This is a genomic window from Sphingorhabdus rigui (genome assembly GCF_014196595.1).
Lineage (GTDB): Bacteria > Pseudomonadota > Alphaproteobacteria > Sphingomonadales > Sphingomonadaceae > Sphingorhabdus_B > Sphingorhabdus_B rigui.
In genome coordinates this window covers 597,383-619,427 of record NZ_JACIEA010000001.1, presented here as the reverse complement: position 1 = coordinate 619,427, position 22,045 = coordinate 597,383, and the positions used below count along the sequence as shown (strand labels likewise).

Annotated in this window: 18 protein-coding genes; 8 read left to right on the top strand and 10 right to left on the bottom strand. The window is 56.3% G+C overall.

The features are described from left to right. The first annotated feature begins 105 nt into the window (after positions 1-105). Positions 106-999 carry a prephenate dehydratase gene (locus tag GGR91_RS02890; RefSeq protein WP_183939876.1) on the top strand — a complete coding sequence of 298 codons (894 nt, stop codon included), beginning with the start codon at positions 106-108 and terminating at the stop codon, positions 997-999. A 30-nt stretch (positions 1,000-1,029) separates the two neighbouring features. Here the strand turns inward: GGR91_RS02890 and polA are convergent, their stop codons facing one another. Both polA and GGR91_RS02880 read right to left on the bottom strand, forming a co-directional pair. After that, entirely contained in the window at positions 1,030-3,846 is a 2,817-nt protein-coding gene (gene polA / locus GGR91_RS02885; RefSeq protein WP_183939874.1) for a DNA polymerase I, read from the bottom strand. A 90-nt stretch (positions 3,847-3,936) separates the two neighbouring features. Continuing rightward, entirely contained in the window at positions 3,937-4,818 is an 882-nt protein-coding gene (locus GGR91_RS02880) for a DMT family transporter (protein WP_322788760.1), read from the bottom strand. A 165-nt stretch (positions 4,819-4,983) separates the two neighbouring features. Between GGR91_RS02880 and GGR91_RS02875 the strand changes: the two genes are divergently transcribed. Beyond that, on the top strand, positions 4,984-6,516 hold the full coding sequence (locus tag GGR91_RS02875; RefSeq protein WP_183939872.1) for a CpaF family protein: 1,533 nt from the start codon (positions 4,984-4,986) through the stop codon (positions 6,514-6,516). Between the two features lie 275 nt (positions 6,517-6,791). Here GGR91_RS02875 and GGR91_RS02870 read toward each other — a convergent pair whose 3' ends face one another. Then, positions 6,792-7,619 (bottom strand): carbon-nitrogen hydrolase family protein, encoded by an 828-nt coding sequence (locus tag GGR91_RS02870; protein ID WP_183939870.1) that lies wholly within the window; start codon positions 7,617-7,619, stop codon positions 6,792-6,794. Between the two features lie 170 nt (positions 7,620-7,789). Here GGR91_RS02870 and galE point away from each other — a divergent pair, with 170 nt between their 5' ends. The 3 genes from galE to hslU are packed head-to-tail and all read left to right on the top strand — an operon-like array spanning position 7,790 to position 10,753. Next, the gene (gene galE, locus GGR91_RS02865; protein WP_183939868.1) at positions 7,790-8,794 is read left to right on the top strand and encodes a UDP-glucose 4-epimerase GalE; all 1,005 of its coding nucleotides are present in this window, start codon (positions 7,790-7,792) and stop codon (positions 8,792-8,794) included. Between the two features lie 43 nt (positions 8,795-8,837). Then, positions 8,838-9,404, top strand: coding sequence for an ATP-dependent protease subunit HslV (hslV, locus tag GGR91_RS02860; protein ID WP_183939866.1), 567 nt, complete (start codon positions 8,838-8,840; stop codon positions 9,402-9,404). A 47-nt stretch (positions 9,405-9,451) separates the two neighbouring features. Continuing rightward, the gene (gene hslU / locus GGR91_RS02855) at positions 9,452-10,753 is read left to right on the top strand and encodes an ATP-dependent protease ATPase subunit HslU (RefSeq protein WP_183939864.1); all 1,302 of its coding nucleotides are present in this window, start codon (positions 9,452-9,454) and stop codon (positions 10,751-10,753) included. A 39-nt stretch (positions 10,754-10,792) separates the two neighbouring features. On the opposite strand, the gene GGR91_RS02850 is transcribed toward hslU, so the two are convergent. Then, entirely contained in the window at positions 10,793-13,669 is a 2,877-nt protein-coding gene (locus tag GGR91_RS02850; RefSeq protein ID WP_183939862.1) for a M16 family metallopeptidase, read from the bottom strand. Between the two features lie 60 nt (positions 13,670-13,729). Then, on the bottom strand, positions 13,730-14,488 hold the full coding sequence (locus GGR91_RS02845; RefSeq protein ID WP_183939859.1) for a competence/damage-inducible protein A: 759 nt from the start codon (positions 14,486-14,488) through the stop codon (positions 13,730-13,732). Between the two features lie 62 nt (positions 14,489-14,550). Between GGR91_RS02845 and map the strand changes: the two genes are divergently transcribed. Continuing rightward, entirely contained in the window at positions 14,551-15,378 is an 828-nt protein-coding gene (gene map, locus GGR91_RS02840) for a type I methionyl aminopeptidase (RefSeq protein ID WP_183939857.1), read from the top strand. A 113-nt stretch (positions 15,379-15,491) separates the two neighbouring features. Here map and argC read toward each other — a convergent pair whose 3' ends face one another. The 3 genes from argC to GGR91_RS02825 form a co-directional block, all read right to left on the bottom strand. Continuing rightward, positions 15,492-16,430 carry an N-acetyl-gamma-glutamyl-phosphate reductase gene (gene argC, locus GGR91_RS02835; RefSeq protein WP_183939855.1) on the bottom strand — a complete coding sequence of 313 codons (939 nt, stop codon included), beginning with the start codon at positions 16,428-16,430 and terminating at the stop codon, positions 15,492-15,494. 174 nt (positions 16,431-16,604) lie between these two features. Next, positions 16,605-17,489 (bottom strand): C40 family peptidase, encoded by an 885-nt coding sequence (locus GGR91_RS02830; protein ID WP_183939853.1) that lies wholly within the window; start codon positions 17,487-17,489, stop codon positions 16,605-16,607. Positions 17,490-17,541: 52 nt separating this feature from the next. Continuing rightward, positions 17,542-18,933 carry a leucyl aminopeptidase family protein gene (locus GGR91_RS02825; protein WP_183941524.1) on the bottom strand — a complete coding sequence of 464 codons (1,392 nt, stop codon included), beginning with the start codon at positions 18,931-18,933 and terminating at the stop codon, positions 17,542-17,544. Positions 18,934-18,978: 45 nt separating this feature from the next. Between GGR91_RS02825 and GGR91_RS02820 the strand changes: the two genes are divergently transcribed. Further along, positions 18,979-19,569 carry a hypothetical protein gene (locus tag GGR91_RS02820; RefSeq protein ID WP_183939851.1) on the top strand — a complete coding sequence of 197 codons (591 nt, stop codon included), beginning with the start codon at positions 18,979-18,981 and terminating at the stop codon, positions 19,567-19,569. A gap of 21 nt (positions 19,570-19,590) precedes the next feature. Here the strand turns inward: GGR91_RS02820 and GGR91_RS02815 are convergent, their stop codons facing one another. After that, entirely contained in the window at positions 19,591-21,108 is a 1,518-nt protein-coding gene (locus GGR91_RS02815) for a flavin-containing monooxygenase (protein WP_183939849.1), read from the bottom strand. Between the two features lie 115 nt (positions 21,109-21,223). On the opposite strand from GGR91_RS02815, the gene GGR91_RS02810 reads away from it, so the two are divergent. Further along, a complete protein-coding gene (locus GGR91_RS02810; protein WP_183941523.1) occupies positions 21,224-21,535 on the top strand; it encodes an alkylphosphonate utilization protein in 312 nt (103 codons plus the stop codon). Between the two features lie 90 nt (positions 21,536-21,625). Here the strand turns inward: GGR91_RS02810 and GGR91_RS02805 are convergent, their stop codons facing one another. Further along, positions 21,626-21,835: a cold-shock protein gene (locus tag GGR91_RS02805; protein WP_183939847.1), complete on the bottom strand. Its 210-nt coding sequence runs from the start codon at positions 21,833-21,835 to the stop codon at positions 21,626-21,628. Between the last annotated feature and the right edge of the window lie 210 nt (positions 21,836-22,045).

Sequence of the window (22,045 nt, the reverse complement as noted above, 5' to 3'; positions counted from 1 at the left end):
GTGACAGCCGGATTCTCACGCCCCTCTAATAGTGTCGGTAAGGCCGTGCAAGTGTCCAATTCCAGACTTGCCGGATAAGTTTCGCTATCCTATCGCGATGGCCATATGAACAGTTACCCCGAACCCGCACTCGCACTTGTCCGAAACATGACTTTTGCCGCCAATGAACAGCCTGCAAAAGCGATTGCCTTTCAAGGTGCGCCCGGCGCAAATTCCCATCTTGCTGCGTTGGAATATGATGCGGATTGCTTGCCCCTGCCCTGTTTCTCGTTCGAAGATGCCATTGATGCCGTGAAAGACGGGTCTGCAGCCAGGGCAATCATTCCGATAGAAAATTCACTGCACGGCCGCGTGGCGGACATCCATTTTCTTCTGCCGGAATCTGGGCTCAGCATCATCGCCGAACATTTCATGCCGATCCGCCACTGCCTTATGGCGAAATCCGCCGATGCAGAATTGAAAACAGCCATGAGCCACCCACAGGCGCTTGGCCAATGCCGCCATTATCTGCGTTCACACGGCATCATTCCTGTCGCTTATGCAGACACGGCCGCGGCGGCGGCTTTTGTTGCCGCCAATGATGACGCCTCGGCCGCCGCCATAGCGCCGCCAATCGCCGCTGATCTGTATGGCTTGGTCCCGATCAACGACGGGGTTCAGGATGATGCGAGCAATACGACGCGGTTTGTCGTGTTATCGCGTGAACCCGTCAGCAACACCGGGGTGACGGGCACGTTGATGACAACGCTCATCTTTGAAGTGAAGAACGTCCCTGCAGCCTTATACAAGGCGATGGGCGGCTTTGCGACCAATGGCGTCAATATGACGAAGCTGGAAAGCTATCAAAATGGCGCAAGCTTTGCCGCAACCGAATTCTTCGCGGATATCGAAGGTGCACCGGGTGACGCAGCGGTTGACCGTGCGCTGGATGAACTGCGCTTTCATTGCAACTCGGTCCGCCTGCTCGGCACATATGTACAAACGCGCAATCGCGGCTGAGCGGGCTTAAATGCCCAGGGCGGCGGCGCCTTAGTGCGCCGCACCCCAGCTTGGCCCCGTGCCGATTTCGATACCGAGCGGGACGGTGAGCTTCACCAAAGGTTCGGCCGCTCCCGCCATAATCGCGCGGATGACGTCACTTGCCGCGGCAACATCCGCCTCTGGCAGTTCAAATACGAGTTCGTCATGCACCTGCAGCAACATCTTCACATGGCCTAGGCCAGCGGCTTTCAACGCCGGCCCCATTTGCACCATCGCGCGCTTGATGATGTCAGCACTTGTCCCCTGAATCGGCGCATTGATTGCAGCGCGTTCACTGCCCTGCCGTTCTGCCTGATTGGGCGACGATATGCGCGGAAACCATGTTTTCCGGCCGAACAAGGTCGTCGAATGCCCGCATTCGCGGACCGTGGCCATGGTTTCCTGAATATAGTTCGAAATGCCCGGGAAACGTTGGAAATATGCGTCGATAAGCGCCTGCGCTTCTTCAGGGGTGGATTCCAAACGCTTCGAAAGTCCCCAGCGGGAAATGCCATATAGAATCGAAAAGTTGATGGTCTTGGCCCGGCCACGCGTGTCGCGGTTTACTTCGCCGAACAGCTCCAATGCGGTGCGCGCATGAATGTCTTCACCCTTTTCAAAGGCATCGCGCAAGGGTTCCACATCCGCGAAATGCGCCGCGAGCCGGAGCTCGATTTGGCTATAGTCGGCAGACAGGATCACATTGCCGGGTTCGGCCACAAAAGCATCCCGGATCTGGCGACCCGTTTCGGTACGAATGGGGATATTCTGCAAGTTCGGATCGGTCGATGACAGCCGCCCCGTTTGCGCGCCGACCAGGCTATAACTTGTGTGCACACGGCCGGTTTTGGGATCAATCTGCTGCTGCAGGCTGTCGGTATAGGTTGATTTCAGTTTCGCCAATTGCCGCCAATCGAGAACCTTGCGTGCAATGTCGATGCCCTGCCCCGCCAGATCTTCCAACACGGTCACATCGGTCGAATATTGCCCCGATTTACCCTTTTTACCGCCCTTATAGCCCATTTTTCCAAACAGGATTTCGCCCAACTGCTGTGGGCTACCGATCGTAAACGGCTGTCCGGCGAGGCCGTGAATTTCCTTTTCGAGCAGTTCCATTTGCGCGGCGAATTCGGACGACAATCGAGCAAGAACCGTCCGGTCGACTTTAATGCCTAAGCATTCCATCTGCGACAGGACGGGAACAAGCGGGCGGTCAACCAGTTCATAGACGCTGGTCGCCTTTTCAGGGCTCAGCCGTAACTTTAGGTGGTGCCACAGCCGCAACGTCACATCGGCATCTTCCGCCGCATAGCAGGTCGCGTCAGACAGCGGGACGGCGGCAAAACCAATCTGGCTTTTGCCGGTTCCGGTGACGCTTTTATAAGAGATGCATTCATGCCCCAAATGCGTTTTGGCGAGCTCGTCCATGCCATGCAACTGACGGCCTGCATCCAAGGCAAAGCTCATAACCATCGTGTCATCGTACGGCGTTATGCGCACATCATGCCGCGCCAACACCGACATGTCATATTTCAGATTTTGGCCAATTTTCAGCACGCTTGGGTCGCTGAGCAGTGGACGCAACCGTTGCAACGCAACGTCCAATGCGATCTGAACCGGTTTTTCCGCGAACATATCGGTGCCGCCATGTGCCAGCGGGACATAACATGCCTCCCCCGGGGCTACCGCTAGGCTGAAGCCCACAAGATTGGCGCTCGCGGCTTGCAAACTGTCTGTTTCGGTGTCGAAACCCAAAGTCCCTGTTTCACGGGCGCGGGAAATCCAATGATCCAGCCGAGTAACATCCGTGACGCATTCATAGGTCGACACATCAATTTTGGGCATGGCAGGCGGCAACGCTGCGGCCCCCGCTGTCGGCGCGGACACGGGGCCATCGCCCTTGCTTGCGGCCTTCGGGTTGCCGGCAATCGCTTTATTGGCGGCAGCGGTATTTGCGACATGGCCGATGCGTTTCAAAAGCGAGTTGAAACCGTGATGCTCCAAAAACGCAACGAGTGGTTCTTCGGGAATCGCTCCCAACGTCATGTCTTCAATCGCGATGGGCAGCGGGCAATCTTCTTTCAAAGTCACCAGCACTTTGGACAGACGCGCCTTTTCCGCATGCTCAATCAAGTTATCGCGCATTTTGGAGGGCTTCATGGAAGGTGCGGCGGCCAAGACGCTTTCAAGGTCACCATATTCCTGAATAAGCTTCGTCGCGGTCTTTGGCCCGACGCCAGGGACACCCGGCACATTGTCGACGCTATCGCCCATCAGCGCCAGTACATCGCCAACCCTGTCGGGCTCGACACCAAATTTTTCGTATACTTCCTCGGCGCGGATACGTTCGTTTTTCATCGTGTCGAACATGTCGATGCATGGTTCCACCAACTGCATCAGGTCCTTGTCGCTGCTGACGATGGTCACATGCCAGCCGGCGGCGGAAGCGGCGCGCGCATAGCTTGCGATCATGTCATCAGCCTCGACATCATCCTCTTCCACCAGCGGCAAAGAAAACGCCCGTGTCGCATCCCGGATCATCGGGAATTGGGGTCTTAAATCCTCAGGCGGGTCGGGCCTGTGCGCCTTATATTGGTCATAGATACGGTTGCGGAATGACTGGCTCGATTTATCGAGGACAACAGCCATATGTGTTGGACCATCCGCTTGGTTGAGGTCGTCCGCCAGTTTCCACAGCATGGTCGTATAGCCATATACCGCACCGACCGGCTCGCCATGTTTATTGGTAAGCGGGGGCAGCCGGTGATAGGCCCGGAAAATATAGGCGGAGCCATCGACGAGATAGAGATGCTTTTGGTCTGACATGGCGGAGCGATAGCAGCCCGTTTTGACCAAGTCTTTTCCTAATTTGCAGCGACGCTATTGGCACCCATTTTGCACGCGATTGCGGTGGAACTATGCACGCGACTTGCGCCACAAAAGAAGACCGCTGGCGATAATGATCGCGGACCCGGCCAGCGATGTCATGTCTGGCCAATCGCCAAAAACCAATATGCCGAGCGCGAGTGCCATCAACAACTGGACATATGTCATCGGCGCTATTTCCGCAGCCGACGCGCGGGTCGTTGCCATAAAAATCAACCAATGCGCAAAGCTAGCGGTGACCGCAACGACGGCACAGCGCGCCACGATGGTCCAGTCCGGCATACCTATATGCAATGTCGGAACGCCCGAAAAATGACCCAAAATCGCTGCGGTCAGGATGAATGGCACCGCAAGCGACGCGACCAGAAATTGCATCAAAATCGGTGTCCCCGCGCCCGCGACGGCGCGATTGCCAATCATCAAAAGCGCCATCGACATGGCCGCTGCGAGCGGCAACAAAGCAACCCAACCCAGTTCGGCAACATTGGGCCGCATGATGAGAAGAACTCCGCCAAACGCAATAAATGTGGCCGTCCATTTGGTCACATTCGTCCGTTCATGCAGAAAAATCGCACTCAAGACCGCCGTGATCATCGGGCTCGTAAAACCAATTGCCGTAGCCTCAGCCAAGGGCATGACGAAGATCGACAAAAAGAAACAGATGGTGGCCATGGCCACTGCAAATCCGCGCAGGATCTGAACTTTGGGCATGGGCAAAGCAAATCCCTGCCTGCCTTCCTTAAGGTACAACAATGTGCCCAAGCCCAGCGCACCGATCGAATAGCGCAGCGCCGCCACGGCAGTACCGGGCCAGGCACCGGCAATCGATTTGATCACCGCATCGCCCAATGACAAAAGAGCAAAGCCGCAAACGGCATATAAAAGACCCGATCGGGCCGACGATGCATGCACTGGATTTCCCTCGATTACCGTGCCCCCCTTAAAAGTGTTTGCCGGGAATGCAAAGCGGCAGAAATCTTTGTCGGGCAACCCAATAAAAGCAAACTGTTACCGATTTATTCACCATTTGTCGGTAGCCAGAAATCCTTAGTCCATAGAATATCGGAGCGGGATAGCGTGAGCGCATTTGGGAAAAAGCCAGGCTTGTCTGTAGGGCGCCCATCATTTGGCGTGGCGCGCCCCATGACCGGTGGCGGGCCCCCGATTACGCAACAGCCAGATTACCCGCAAACGACGGGCGGTGGCGAACAATTTCCTCCTATTGAAACGGCAAACTTACCCGGCGGCAGCAATGGCGGTCCACAAACCGCAATGCAGGAAGCGATGTCGCGCTTGTCCGACCGTGCAAACAACGCGGCACCAGTCGATGAAGGCCCCCAAGGCTTTGAAGCGTCGGTACACAAAATCAAAGAACAGGTTCTCCCGCGCCTTTTGGAGCGTGTGGACCCCGAAGCGGCGGCATCGCTGAATAAAGAAGAGCTGACCGAAGAGTTCCGTCCGATCATTCTTGAAGTGCTGGCCGAACTCAAGCTGACGCTGAACCGCCGCGAACAATTTGCGTTGGAAAAAGTGCTCGTCGACGAACTGCTCGGCTTCGGTCCATTGGAGGAATTACTCAGCGATCCGGACATTACCGATATCATGGTCAATGGCCCGTTGCAGACCTATATCGAAAAAAAGGGAAAGCTGCAGATTGCGCCGATCCAGTTTCGTGACGAAGAGCATTTGTTCCAGATCGCGCAGCGCATCGTGAACCAAGTCGGTCGCCGCGTCGACCAAACCACACCTTTGGCCGATGCCCGATTGAAAGACGGTAGCCGCGTGAACGTTATTGTTCCGCCGCTGTCGCTGCGCGGCACCGCCATCTCAATTCGTAAATTTTCCGAAAAGCCAATCACGATCGACATGTTGAAGGGCTTTGGTTCGATGAGCGAACCTATGGCAACGGCATTGAAAATTGCTGGCGCAAGCCGGATGAATATCGTCATTTCGGGCGGTACGGGCTCAGGTAAAACGACGATGCTGAATGCTTTGTCGAAAATGATTGACCCCGGCGAGCGCGTTTTGACGATTGAAGATGCAGCCGAACTCCGTCTTCAACAGCCGCATTGGCTCCCGCTTGAAACGCGCCCTCCGAACTTGGAGGGCGATGGCGCGATCACCATCGGCGACCTTGTGAAGAACGCACTGCGTATGCGCCCTGACCGGATCATCTTGGGGGAAATTCGTGGCGCGGAGTGTTTCGACCTCCTCGCCGCAATGAACACCGGTCATGATGGATCCATGTGTACGCTCCACGCCAACAACCCGCGCGAGTGCTTGGGTCGTATGGAAAATATGATCATGATGGGCGACATCAAAATACCCAAGGAAGCCATTTCGCGGCAAATTGCGGAATCGGTCGACCTCATCGTTCAGGTGAAGCGTCTGCGTGATGGTTCACGTCGCACCACCCAGATTACCGAGGTAATCGGGATGGAAGGGGACGTTATTGTTACGCAGGATCTGTTCAAATTTGAATATCGCGACGAAGACGCTGACGGCAAAATCCACGGTGAGTGGGTCGCGGGTGGCGTTCGTCCCTATACGCTGGAAAAGGCACGGCAGTTCGGATTTGACCAGCCGTTTCTTGAGGCGTGCCTCGGCTAGGGTCAGGACCTATTAGGTGCATTTAATAGGTCCTGACCCTAAGCCCCTTTAATCGCCAACGCGGCTGCCAATACCGTAATCAGCACGGAAAACACTGTAATGCCGGTCCAGGGCATTATACCGACTTGATCAAGTTTTGTCCGTTTATGGCGCCGCCGGTCCGCAACACTGCTAATCAGCACCAGCAATGCCGAGGCCGCGGACAAAGCTGTCCAAAAATGGTCTTGCCAATTCATCAGGGTAAAGCTGCTCATTCCGAAATGCTCGCGGTCATTCTATTCGCAAAATCTGGGTTCGGCGATTGCGCGGCGGTTTTGATGCACGGGAATTTGCTGCCGAACTTCCGCAATTTTATCGAGATTCAAATCAACAAAAGCGAGCCCGGGCGTGCTTCCCATATCAAGGACGACCTCTCCCCAAGGATCGACCACAAGTGAATGGCCGTACGTCTCACGGCCATCTTCATGTGCCCCGCATTGTGCTGCTGCAATCACGAAACATTCGCTTTCAATCGCGCGTGCCCGCAGCAACGCGTGCCAGTGCGCCGCGCCTGTGGGCACTGTAAATGCCGACGGCAGCGTGATGATATCGACGCCCGCTTTTGCATAAGCGCTGAACAAGTCTGGAAAACGCATATCGTAGCAAACCGCGAGCCCCATTCGTCCCAATGGCGTGTCCACGATTACGGGGTTTTCCCCTCCGACATAGGCCGAAGACTCGCGCCAACTTTCGCCGGATTTCAAATCCACATCAAACAAATGGATTTTGTCATAGCGCGCGATATTTTCGCCATTAGCCGAGATGACGATGCTGCGGTTCGCGAGTTGTGGCCCGGCACCATGCACCACCGGAAGAGATCCCAAGTGAACCCATATATTATTGCGATATGCAGCTTCAGCGATCCGTCCAATCGATTCGGTCTGCGCCTCTTCACATATGTGCAAGCGCGCTTCGTCGCGCCTTCGGTTGATCATTATCGACATTTCGGGCGCAAAATACATGGCGGCCCCGCCCTGCGCAGCCGCTTCGATCGCCCCGACCATCTCAGAAACGTTCGTCGCTGGCAAAACACCACTCGTCATCTGGTGCACCGCTACGCGCACGGAATACCGCCGTTACCGCAACCAACCGCAGCATGATTTTGAAGAAACATGGCCATCCAAAATGGTTCGCAGTATTGAATGAAAAATGCAACAGTCCGGAAAATAGAGACACATTAGATTATGGCACGGATTCCGGACGTGTCGGCAATCATAATAACGGGAATGCTATCATGGGACAAAAGCTCAACGTCTTGGTGACTGGAGGCGCTGGATATATTGGCAGCCACGCCGTGCTCGCTTTAATCGACGCTGGTCATCGCCCTGTTGTTATCGATAATCTGGTAACGGGCTTCCGTTGGGCCGTGGCTGAAGACGCCAGATTCTATTACGGCGACATCAGCGATTCCGTTTTGGTCGAAAGCATCATTCGCGATGAACATATCGACGCGATCATGCACTTTGCGGGATCGGTGGTTGTGCCGGAATCTGTTGAGAACCCGCTCAAATATTACAACAATAATACCGCAAAAAGCCGCAGTTTGATTGAGACGGCCGTTTCATCCGGCGTCAAACACATGATTTTTTCGTCGACCGCGGCGACATATGGCATCCCCGAAACCAGCCCGGTGCGCGAAGATATGGCAACCAAGCCCATCAATCCGTACGGAACGTCGAAATTGATGACTGAAATGATGTTGCGCGATGTCGCGGCGGCACATGATTTCAACTATTGCGCGCTGCGTTATTTCAATGTCGCGGGTGCAGATCCACTTGCGCGCTCGGGTCAGTCCACTGTTGGCGCAACACATTTGCTAAAAATCGCGGTTGAAGCTGCCCTTGGCAAGCGCGATAGCGTTAGCGTTTTCGGCACTGACTATGCGACCGAAGACGGGACGGGCGTTCGCGATTACATCCATGTCAGCGACCTTGCTGCGGCGCACGTCATCGCGCTTGAAGCACTTGTCGCCGACCCGGCGCGCAGCCACACGCTCAATTGCGGATACGGCCATGGCTATTCGGTGATGCAAGTCCTTGATGCTGTCGACCGCGTGACCAACAAGAAATTGGACCGCAAAATGGAAGGCCGACGCGCCGGAGATCCTGACTCACTGATTTCTGACAATAGGGCGATCAAGGATCGCTTTGGCTGGGAACCACGCTTCGACAATCTGGACCAAATCGTCCAGCACGCGCTCGCATGGGAACGCCGCCTGACAGATATTCAAAGCGCCTAAGCCCTCTCTTGCGCTTTGGCTTCAATCGACCCATATCCAAAAAATGGAAAATCACTCTCACGGAAATCCGTCCACTTGGTACGGCACCACCATATTGTCTGTGCGCAAAAACGGCAAAGTTGTCATCGCTGGTGATGGCCAAGTGTCCATGGGCCAAACGGTCATGAAGCCCAATGCCAAGAAGGTTCGTCAGCTGCATGACGGATCCGTCATTGGTGGCTTTGCTGGCGCGACCGCCGATGCATTTACGCTGTTCGAACGACTTGAGCGCAAGCTGGAGCAGCATCGCGGCCAATTGATGCGCGCTGCGGTGGAATTGGCCAAGGATTGGCGCACCGATAAATATCTGCGCAATTTGGAAGCGATGATGATTGTCGCTGACAAAGACGTGACATTGATCCTCACTGGCAATGGCGATGTGCTTGAACCAAATGATGGCATCGCAGCGATTGGGTCTGGCGGTAATTACGCATTGTCAGCAGCACGGGCACTTGCGGATTATGAGGCAGATGCCGATAAAATGGCGCGTCATGCCATGAAAATCGCGGCTGAAATCTGTGTATACACCAACGATCAACTGACGATTGAGACGTTGGATAGCGCGGCATAACCTGCGCGTCACTTGAACGGCAACAGCAACTTCCCATCTAGGCAGTAATGAAAAACGCTCTGACACCCAAAGCCATTGTGGCTGCTCTCGACGAACATATTATTGGCCAGGCCGACGCGAAACGTGCTGTGGCTGTGGCACTGCGCAATCGCTGGCGCCGCCAGCGTCTCGGCGCGGATTTGCGCGATGAGGTGACGCCAAAAAACATCCTGATGATTGGCCCCACGGGCTGCGGCAAGACCGAGATATCGCGCCGCCTCGCCAAGCTTGCGGATGCGCCGTTTATCAAGGTCGAAGCGACCAAGTTCACCGAAGTTGGCTATGTCGGTCGGGACGTTGAGCAGATCGCCCGTGACCTGGCTGAAGAGGCTGTTCGTCTTGAGAAAGAACGCCGCCGCGAACATGTGCGTGAGGCCGCCGAAGCCGCAGCGATGGAACGGATTCTGAAGCCATTGGCGGGCGATACCGCCAGCGAAGCCACGCGCGAGGCATTTCGCCAGCGCATTCGTGATCGTCACATGGATGATGTCGAAATCGAGATTGAGGTATCAGACAGCCCGACCACGCCGATGGAAATTCCCGGCATGGGCGGCAATGTCGGCATGATCAACCTTGGCGAAATGATGGGCAAAGCCTTTGGCAAAGACAATCTGAAACGCCGCAAAATGAAAGTCCCCGACGCTTGGAACAAGCTGGTCGAGGAAGAATCCGAAAAGCGCCTTGATCAAGACGACGTCAACCGCGCAGCTTTGGCGGACGCGGAAGCCAATGGCATCGTATTCCTCGACGAGATCGACAAGATTGCCGTGTCGGACGTGCGCGGTGGATCCGTCAGCCGTGAAGGCGTCCAGCGCGATCTGCTGCCATTGATTGAAGGCACGACAGTGGCGACCAAATATGGCCCAATGAAAACCGACCATGTGCTGTTTATCGCATCAGGCGCATTCCACATTTCAAAGCCAAGCGACATGCTGCCTGAACTGCAGGGCCGTCTGCCCATCCGTGTTGAATTGCGCGCATTGGAACATGCCGATTTCGTCCGTATCCTCTCGGAAACCCGCGCCAATTTGCCGCAGCAATATACGGCGTTACTGGCGACTGAAGAGGTCACGCTCGAATTTAGCGACGATGCGATTGATGCCATCGCGCGCATTGCGGTGGATGTGAACTCGACCGTTGAGAATATCGGTGCGCGGCGGCTGCAAACCGTTATGGAAAAGCTGTTAGAAGATATCAGCTTCGATGCCGAAGACCGCAAGGGTGACGTAATCGTCATCGACGCGGACTATGTGCACAAGCAGCTATCGGGCATCGCAAAAGACACCGACCTATCCAAATATGTGCTTTGACGCTTTCTGCCTAAGCGGATTGTCAGGACAAAAGGAGCGTCAGCGCGAGGTTGCAGCGTCTGCATTCGCCGATTGAGGCGCGACGACAAGTTTCCACGCCTTATCCTTGACGAAATAGCGTTTCGCGAGTGCTTGCAAGATCTCGGGCGTCACGCTGTTGTAATCACTGTACAGCGTCCCCAGTGCCGCGAAGCGTTCAGGATCATATGTCGACCCCTTAAGCTGGTTGAGCCAAAATGTGTTGCCTGACGCGGCGCGCTCAATGGCTTGCTTTGTCGGCTCAACCGCTCGCTGCAGTTCATCGGCGCTCACGGGATGGGCGATTAAATCCGCTGCAACCGAATCCGCGAATGCAAAAAAGCGGTCAACGTCGGTTGGTTTGACCTGGGTATAGGCCATCAAATATCCACCGCTGTTGAAATCGACGGGCCAATTGGCCGCCATGTCGGGACTGTAGCTTGCTGCCTGCTCCGCACGGAATTTCTCAAACAACCGGTCACGGAAAATCGCGGCTAATGTTTCCAGCTGCCGTCCTTCGCTGATGCCAGCAATTCCGCCGCCGGTGGGCCATGCCATCACCGCCGCCGCCTGATCACGCGCGCCGCGATGCGTCAGCCTTATGGGGGTCGCGGTCGGCGCTGGGAAACGGACATCGCGCGCCGCTGCCGCTACGGGCATAGGTGCGCGCGGCGACAAAGCACCAAAGCTTTTTTCCAACGCCGCAACCGCCGCGGCCTTTTCGAAGTCCCCAAAGAGAAGAACTTCAACGGGTCCCTGCGCCATCAGTGGCGTCCAATATGCTTCGAACTTTGCGGCATCGACTTTCGCAACGTCCGCCGGTGCCGCAGCTTTCCAACGTGGATCATTGTTGCGCAGCAGATATTCCAGATCGCGCTGCAACACGGAGGTCGCCGACATTTCGAAACTCGCATAACCCGACGTCGCGAGCGCCTTTGCCCGTTCAACCGGCGCCGGGTCCCAACCGGGATGCTCGATCTTTGTGGCAATCAACGTCAACTGATCCGCAAGGTCATCAGGCCGCGTATTTGCGCCAAACTGGAATGCATCATCATCAATGGAGAAATTGAGTTCAATGCGCCGCCCATTGACCATCTGGTCAATTTCCGTGCGCTTGAGGTTGCCAATGCCATTTTCCGGCAAGACGATCGGCCCTGCCCACAGCAAGCTGCCATTGTCAGGGGTAACGGCTTGGTAGCCGCGGCCAAAACGGACGAGCACGCGAATCTGGCCGCTTTCGGCCTTGTTCGGATACAGCAACGCCCGCACGCCGTTCGACAGTTCAAGCCGGGTCATCTGCAAGCGCGAGATTGTTTCCTCGCTCACCAACTTGCCGGGAGCGCCAAGCTTCGGCAACGCCGCAAAGCCAAGAGTGTTTTCGGATAAACGCGCAGTCGTATTTGCCGATACGACGGCGTTCAATGCGGCAATCGCACGATTGTCTGCGTCCGCTATCGGCGCGGGTGACGACAACATTAACCGTGTCGCGTCCGCTATGAACAGCTTTTGGGTCGACGCCAGCAGCCGCTGCGGCGTAAACTTGTCCTTCATGCCCTCATAGACCTGAACGACCGTTTTGGGCGCGGCCACCGTTTCCCGAATATCCACGGCATTGACGATATCGTCCGCTTGCTTCGCGGCGGCTTCAAACGGATAGCTGTCGAGCATTGTGCGCAACGCATTTCCGAAAAGCGTTTTCTCACGCTCGATATCCGCAACCGATGGTGGCGTGGCAATGGCATCGGCGATAACGGCGCGGACGTCCCGCGTTGCCGCTTCCCATTTGTCGCCAACGGGGGTGACGGACACCAAAGTCGCGTCCGCGGTGCGCGAAATATCTTCCTGCGCGATTTCAGCGAACAGATAATTGCCGCCACTGCGCGCCTGCACCTCAAGCCTGCGATTGATGATCTGAAGCGCAAGGGCGTCAATCAACAACTGCTCATTATACGCAATCGTATCGTTAACTTTCCGCCAGGGGCGCAAGTAAGCAATGCTGACGGTGGTGGGCAATGTTGGTTCAATCAGTACGCGTGTCGGCGTACCTTGGGGTGTTGGGTCGCCAAAGGCAGGCTCTGGCGCGCGGGCGCCCTTCCCTTTCCAGTCGTTGAAATATTTCTGCACCAGATTGGCCAGTTGCGCGGGTTCCATATCGCCGGCCATCACGACGACTGCGTTTTCGGGCCGATACCAGCGGTCATGAAATGCGCTCAGACGCAAGGCGTCGGACGCCTGCAATGTTTCAGGCGTGCCGATCGTCGACCGGTTTGCCAGCCGCTGCCCCTGAAATGCGTGCTGACGCAACGCATCGCTATAGACCATTTGCGCGCCGCTATTTTCGCGCAGCTCCGCAAGGACAATGGCGCGTTCGGCATATAAGGCACTGGGCGAGATACGCGGATTGCGGATCATGCCCGAAATGATTTTGACCGACTCGTCCAGCTTTTCGGGCGTCGCATTGGGCAGGTCGAGCTTGTAGACCGTTTGCGTCGGGGTCGTCTGCGCGTTGCTGTCGCTGCCAAAGGTGACGCCAAACCTTTGCCAAATACGCTTGGCCTCACCGTCGGGCACAAAGGTCGATCCACGGAAGGACAAATGTTCGATCAGATGGGCAAAGCCTTGCTCGTCATTATTTTCATGCAGCGCGCCGGCATCTATTCGCACACGAATGGACACCTGCCCCGCAGGCACATCATTTTTCTTCACCGCATAACGCAGCCCATTGGGCAAAACGCCAAAGGTCCAAGTGTCGTCAACAGGTACGTCGCTGCCTTCGTACAGCCATGGAACTGGCGCCGCCTTTGCCGCGACCGTTGCGGCAGGCGCAACATTTTGTGCGTATGCGGCGGTGGAGAGCAGCAGAGCTGCCAAAGCGAGCGATTGAGTGAATTTGCGCATTACAATCCCCATAACGGAACGAAGGCTTGACTGCACATGAACGAGCTGACGAACCTGCGCTTAAATTCCACCATCGACGGTATCATAGCCTAAGCCGTGCAAGCCAAACTTTAGCGCTTCGATGCATTTGGCGAGCTGGCCTGCATCGGTTGTCCGGACAACGAAGTTCGCCCCGACCTTGCCTTCGCGGAAAAATGGGTAGCTGCCGATCTGACAACCTTCATGCTGCTTTTCGGTATCACCCAACAATTTGGCAACTTCGCTTTCGGCCACCCAGCAACCGATTTGTTGTGACAACAAGGGCGCGCCACCCTCCAATGTACCCGTCAGGGCATCCAACATTCCGGCAGTGATATGCGGCACGCCAGCCATGATGAAGATGTTGCCGTGGCGAATGCCGGGCGCGCCCGACATCTTGTTGGGAATAAGGTCAGCGCCATCGGGCACACGCGCCATGCGCAGGCGGCCCGGGTTAATGCCGCCACGTGTTTCATAATATGCATGCAGGACGGCACTTGCCTCTGGATGAATAACAACATCGACGCCGAGCGCAGCTGCGATCGCGTCAACCGTGATGTCATCATGCGTTGGGCCAATGCCGCCGGTGGTGAACAGATAGTCATTGCGTGCCCGCAAGAGGTTCACCGCCTCTATAATGGCATCCATGTCATCGGCCACCACGCGCACTTCGCGTAAGCGAATGCCTTGAATATTGAGCCAAAGCGCAATCTGGCTAACGTTTTTGTCCTGTGTTCGGCCAGAGAGGATCTCGTCGCCGATGATTACAAGCGCTGCGGTATATATGCGGGAATCTGTCATAAGCACGCGATAGCATAATTCACCCCCTCGCAAAGTGCGGATTATTGCCTTATATCGCCCGCATGGAACAATATGTACGCGTTACGCCCGAAGAGGCGATGCAGGCCCGCGATGGGGTCATCAAATTGCACGGGGCCGAAGGCTTTGAAGGCATGCGCAAGGCTGGCCGCTTGGCCGCCGAAATCCTTGATGCATTGGTGCCGCATGTCGTGCCGGGGGTCAGCACCGAAGAACTGGACGATATCGTCCGCGAGATGACGATACGCGGCGGCGCCGTGCCCGCAACCTTGGGCTATCGCGGTTACACGCACAGCTGCTGCATTTCGATCAACCATGTCATTTGCCACGGCATTCCGTCGGACAAGAAGCTAAAGGACGGCGACATCGTCAACATCGACGTCACGCCGCAATTAAATGGCTGGCATGGCGACACCAGCCGCATGTTCCTCGTCGGCGACGTGCCGGTAAAGGCAAAACGCTTGGTCGACGTGACCTATGAATGCCTGATGCTCGGCATTGAAGCCGCCAAGCCCGGCAACCGCGTCGGCGACATTGGCCACGCGATCCAGACCCACGCCGAAAAGCACCGCTATGGCGTCGTGCGCGATTTCTGCGGCCATGGCCTTGGCCAATTATTCCACGATGCCCCTGAAATCGTCCATGTCGGCCGCCCCGGCACTGGGCCAGAGCTCCGTCCCGGCATGATCTTCACCATCGAACCAATGATCAACATCGGCAAGGCCGCCGGCAAAGTCCTCGACGATGGCTGGACGGCCGTCACGCGCGACCGTTCATTGAGCGCACAGTTCGAACACAGCATCGGCATCACCGAAGACGGCTGCGAAATATTTACGAGCAGCCCCAAGGGATGGCATCAGCCGCCTTATTGAGGTCGCTAGCACGTCATGCTGAACGCGTTTCAGCATCTTACTTTTTGCACGTTGTCGAATTAAGACCCTGAAACAAGTTCAGGGTGACGCCGTTTTCTATCCAATTGTCGCGCTTACAACCGCAACCCAATCGTCTCGTCCAATCCGGCCATGATGTTTAGGTTCTGAACAGCCGCCCCGCTTGCGCCTTTGCCGAGATTGTCGAGCATCGCCAGCAACCGGACTTGGGCGCCGTCAGGTGAGCCGAGGACGTAGAGGTCAAGCCTGTCGGAAGGTGCTTGGTCGGCGCGGATCAGCAGTTCGGCTGGCGGCGCATCTTCGTGCACTTTCACGACGGGCGATTTGGCATAATGTAGCGACAAGGCCGCGCGCATTTCGTCAGGGTCATCGCTGCCGGGCATAACCGAGATGGGCAGCGGTATTTCGACCACCATGCCACGGAACGCGCGCACTACGGCGGGTGAGAATATCGGGGCTAAGCCGAGCCCTGCATGTTGCTGCATTTCGGCGACATGCTTGTGGTTCAGATCAAGGCCATAGGTGCGAAAGCCGATGTCTGCGCCGTCGCCGCCTTCGAACCGTTCAATCAATGCTTTGCCGCCGCCCGAATAGCCCGACACCGCGTTGACGCTGTAGGGCCAGTCTGCGGGGATCAATCCGGCAGCGACCAAGGGTGCGACCAGCCCCAAAAAGCCGGTGGGGTAGCAACCGGGGTTGCTAACAAGGCGCGCATTGGCAATGCGTTCATGCTGGCCAGTGCGATATTCGGGGAAGCCATAGGCCCAGTTTGGGTTCACACGATGCGCAGTCGATGCGTCGATGATCCGCGTGTGGCTCGACGTCGTCATTGCCACCGCCTCTTTTGCGGCATCGTCGGGCAAGCACAGAATGACAAAGTCGGCGTCGTTCAATGCCTCACGTTTTGCAGCGGGGTCTTTGCGTTTGTCATCATCAAGCGTGATGAGCGTAAATTCCGCGCGGCCAGCGAGCCGGTCCGCGATTTCAAGGCCGGTGGTGCCTGATGCGCCGTCGATGAAGATACTCTTTGTCATCTCACATCACCCGCTCAAATAAGACCGTAGCCCTGAGCAGCGGGCGCGCAGCGACCGCGCCCGTCGAAGGGTGGGTATCGGCGGCAGCGCAAACCTTGAAGCACCCTTCGACAGACGCAGTTGCTGCGCAACTGCTGCTCAGGGCTACGGTTCGGGCCAAGACCAAAGTAATGGTCATCTTACCCGCTTACGCGCAACAATCGCCGCATCATGCTCGGCAAAGCGTGCTGCAGCATCTGCCAGTGGTTCAACGCTGACCGCCATCGCGGTGCCATTGGCGTGGATGATGTTTTCGGCATCGGCCATGATACCAACATGGCCGGGGAAGAACACCAGATCGCCGCGCTGCAACGCATCGCCGTCGGCCAGTTCTTCGCCAAATTCTGCCTGCTGCATATCGGCATCGCGTGGGGGCATATGCCCCTTCATTCCGAACACCAACTGCACAAGGCCCGAGCAATCAATGGCGTCGCCGCTGCGTCCACCCCAGCTGTAGGGCGTGCCGATCAGCTGTTCTGCCAAATCTGCGGGTGATGCAGCAACGCGTCCGATTTCGGACAAATGGGCCAATGGCACAAAACCGTTTTCGCAGGCCAGATAGTTGCCGCATTCGCTTGGGCTGCCGCAAAGCAACTGCGCACCCATGGGGTAGCGCGCCAGCACCTGCGCCTTTGTCGATGGTGCAGAAACCAGCAATGTCGCAGGCGCGCTGACGATATGCGTGGCGTCAAAATCATCGCCAAGCTCGGCAAAACGGACATAACCCAGATAATTGTCGTGCAGGCAATATCCCCACGCCCATTCGCCTGCGACATCAAGCACGGCGAACTCCTCACCATGCATTAACGCGCTGACGGGCATCGATGTGGCGTGCGCCTCAGCATGAATTTCGGTCACGGGCGCAATGCCCGTGCGCAGCATCGGCACGGCGTAATGCGGCGCGAACAGTTTTCCGGCCAGACTGATGTCGGCAAGATCCCCGCGAATGGGCGTTGTGCGCTTGTCTCCGACAAGGCTGTGACCACTCAATGTATAGATGGGCCGCTTCCCCGCCCCCATGTGTCCGTCTGCCAACTACTTACGCCCCCAAAAATGTAACATGTTCGGCACCCTAACGTGCCGGATATTTGTCCGCCAGATAGCCGAAGACGGCGCGTAATCCAAGGGCTTCGCCGCCCTTTGGCCTGCCAGGCTTATTCGTTGGTCGCCATGCAAAGGTGTCCAGATGCACCCAAGGCACATCATCAGGAACGAATTTCTGCATAAAGAGCGCCGCCGTTACTGCGCCGGCAAAAGCCCCGCCGCTGTTTGTCATGTCCGCGATATCGCTATCCAAAAGCTCCATATAAGGTGCCCATAATGGCATCCGCCACAGCGGGTCAGCCTGCGCCTTTGACGCTGCGATTAACGCGTCGGCTGCGGCATCATCATTGCTGAACATTGCCGGCAAATCAGGACCCAAGGCAACGCGCGCTGCGCCGGTCAGCGTCGCGAAATCGACGATAAGTTCGGGCGTATCCTCAACCGCTTTGGTCAACGCGTCGGCAAGCACAAGGCGCCCTTCCGCATCGGTGTTGTCGATTTCAACCGTAATGCCCTTGCGGCTTTTAATGATATCGCCGGGCCGCATAGCATTGCCCGATATGCTGTTTTCAGCAGCAGCGACGAGCATATGCAAGCGTACCGGCAAATGCGCAGCCATGATAAGCTCGGCCAGCGCAAGCGCATGGGCAGCGCCGCCCATATCCTTTTTCATCAGGCGCATGCCGCTCGCCGGTTTGATATCAAGACCACCGCTGTCGAACGTTATGCCTTTGCCCACAATCGCGATGCGTGGGTGGCGTGGGTCGCCCCATTCCACCTCAATCAGCCGCGGGGCATGTTCGCGCGCCGCTGCTTTGCCGACAGCATGGATGAGCGGGAAGCCCGCTTCCAACGCTTCGCCTGCTGTCACTGTCACATCTGCCTTATGCGCCTTGGCGATGCGCTTAGCCTCAGCCTCAAGCGCATCGGGACCAAGGTCACCCGCCGGACGGTTGACCAGATCGCGCACCAGCGCCGTGGCGCGCGCCTGAAGCACGATATTATGGATCTTGCCGGGTTCACGCACGAGCAGTACGCGCGCGCCGGTTACTTTCGGCTCGCTGAGATATTCATGGTAGCGATACTGACCAAGCATCCACCCAAGCATCGCGTCACCAGCGTCGGCATCCAACAAGCGATAGCTCCCCTCGGGCAGAATGTCCGATAGCTTGGCCAGGTTCCAAACGCCAAGCGCGGAAGCATCAGCCACACCGGCGACGACAGCCCATTCCCCGGGCTTATCGCCGGGAAGTATCGCACTGTCGTTTACGCTACCTTCAAACTTCTGTGCTTTTACAGCCGTGCGGACAGGGTCAGGTTGCGCAGCAAGCCATGACACAAAGCCATTTTTATCGACTATGTGGATTGGTGTGGCCGGTTGGCCGTTGTCAGGTTGGATCAGATCGTCATAACGCATAATGGCTGCGATAGCGGCAATAGGCGGGGAACGGGAGATAATTCAGAAATGTCACGTATTTTTCTTTTGTTCATTATGTCGATCGCAGCATTCGGCTTATCGGCATGTAACCGCTCAACCAACGCACGTCCGCCGGTGCCCGAGGAAATCACCGCAGTTGTTAAGCCTTCTTATGAGGCTGTGCGGCGCGGAGACCAAAAGGCGGCCGAAAAATATGTCGCCCCGGGCTTCATTGACGATAGCCGCGTGCAGTTTGCCGAAATGTCGCAACTTTTGAAGAATGCGCCACGACTGGCTCCGGCCATTCAACAGCATCAAGGGTCCGGGGCCTATCTGACGTTCGCTGCTCAGCATGGCAAAATATGGGTTACGTCGGAAGTGCGCGTGGTCCGGTACCGCAACAAGCCAATGATCGAATATTGGGATGTCACGACCACCGACAAAGCGCCCGAAATTGTCGGGCACACGCAAGATATGAAACGCTACACCAGCTACGCGCTGATGGCGGTTGCCTTTGCTGCACTGGCCGGGCTCGCGTTACTTATTTGGGTGGTTCGCAACCGCACACATATCATCGCGCCAGAGGCCACCATTGAAACCCGCCGCGTTGCCGCGACGGTTCGCAATAGGGAGGGCTGATATAGGCCCCACCTTCGGGTGTTACTCGGCTGCGATCAGCGTTTCCGCATTCTCGTTATGGGAGGCTGCGAAATGCGGTGCCGAAAAGACCATGACACCGTCGTCCACAGGATCTTGGGTCAGGATTTTCTTTTCAGCGGCGTAATCTTGCAGCACGCGCCATGGATGGCGGTCCCCGTTCTTGGGCAGCTTGTCAAAACTGCGTGCAAAATAACCTGAGCTAAAGTCCGTCACAAATGGCAACTTGGGCATATCCGGATCATCAAGATGCGGGGTTGCAACCAGCGCGTTTTTGTCATCCATTTTCCACAACAAGCGGCAGACATAATCGGCAACGATATCGGTCTTTAGCGTCCATGATGCGTTGATGTAGCCAAAGACGCTGGCGAAGTTCGGAATGTCGTTGAACATCACGCCCTTATAATTGAAATGCTCGCCAAAATTGACGGCTTCACCGTCCACGCTGATGGCTGTCTTGCCCATAGTGACAAGGTTCAGACCGGTCGCAGTGATCACGATATCGGATTCAATATGCTTGCCGGACTTCAGCTGAATACCCGTCTTGGTGAAATGGTCGATATGGTCCGTCACGACCTCCGCCTTGCCCTCGCTGATAGCGGTGAACATGTCGCTATCGGGAATCAGACACAGGCGCTGTTCCCATGGGCCATATTTCGGCACGAAATGCGTATCGACATCCACTGAGGCCGGCAGCGCTTCGCGTGCCATGTTGACCAGCTTTTCGCCGAGCTTCGCTGGATTGCGGCGGGCATACCAATAAGTGAACCGCTGCATGTTAATGTTGCGCCAGCGCGTCAGCGCATAAGCCAGCTTTTCCGGCATGATTTTGCGAACAAATTTGGAGAAGGGGTCAATCGCAGGACGCGAGACCATATAGGTCGGCGAACGCTGTAGCATCGTCACCTGCGCGCCTTGCTGCGCCATCACCGGCACAATGGTCACCGCGGTGGCGCCCGAACCGATAACCGTTACCTTCTTACCGCTATAGTCCAGCCCCTCGGGCCAATGCTGCGGGTGGACGATCTGACCACCAAAGTCAGCTTCGCCCGGGAAATCGGGCTTATAGCCCTGATCATAGTCATAATAACCGGCGCACATGAACAGGAAGCGCGCGGCAAAGCGCCGTTCCTCGCCACCGTCCACAGCCTTGGCGGTTACATGCCAGCGCGCATCGGGGCTCGACCAATTTGCCGAGACCACCTTGTGCCCAAAATGGATATGCGGCGCGATGCCATATTCATCAGCCGTTTCGTGCACATATTCGTGAATAGATGGGCCGTCAGCGATTGTTTTTTCATGCAGCCACGGTTTGAAGCGGTATCCCAAGGTATGCATGTCCGAGTCCGACCGGATGCCGGGGTAACGGAAGAGATCCCACGTGCCGCCCATGTCAGCGCGCTGTTCGACAATGGCATAGCTTTTATTGGGGCATTGCATGGTCAGATGCGCCGCCGCACCAATGCCGGATAAACCAGCGCCTACAATCAATACATCTACAACCGTTTCAGCCTGCGCCATATGACTCTCCACTCTATCGCGAAAAATCTTACTGACATCGTTGCAAATTGCAACTGGCTTTCGCGCGCGCGTAATTGGCGCTATGGCGTGACAATATCAAAACGGGGATTGAATGATGACGGACGGAACTGGCGACGAATATGTCTACGACGAGGCATCTGGCGAATGGATCAGCGCGGCGGAAGCCAATGCCAAATCCGAACAGGACGGCGCAGTTGAGGTCCGTGACGCGGTTGGCAATATTCTGGCCGACGGCGACCAGGTCACGTTGATCAAGGACCTGACCGTAAAGGGTGCGGGCCAGACATTGAAGCGCGGAACGCTTATCAAATCCATCCGCTTGACTGGTGACTCACAAGAGATCGACTGCCGGTTTGACGGCATCAAGGGCCTCGTGCTGCGGGCGGAGTTTGTCCGGAAACGCTGATGATCCAAGCGGTGCTGAATTGGCCGCCAATCGCCGCGCACAAAAAAAGGGCCGCCTTTCGGCAGCCCTTTTTTCAAACCTTAGCGCTGATTAATCAGCAGCTGAAAGATTTACAGCCGAAGCTTTACCGTTGCGGCCAATTTCGACTTCGAAATTTACGCGCTGCTCTTTGTCGAGCGAGTGCATGCCAGCAGCTTGAACAGCCGAGATGTGCACGAAGCTGTCATCGCCACCACCATCGGGTGCAATAAAGCCATAGCCTTTATCGGCATTGAAGAATTTTACGGTGCCAGTAGGCATAATATGTTCCTTTCACGAAACAGGTGACCACCGGGCAACAGCGCCAAGTGGGTAGCCAAGTCGTGTTGGGAAAAACGTTGCACGCTCCGCTTATTTCATCAGATACGCGCCTCAAATTCCGTCGCGGTCGACGATAGCGTGTTGGGGTTATACGCCTAATTTACGCTATTAGCAAATAACAAGGTCGAATCCCGCTTTTCCCCTGCTTTC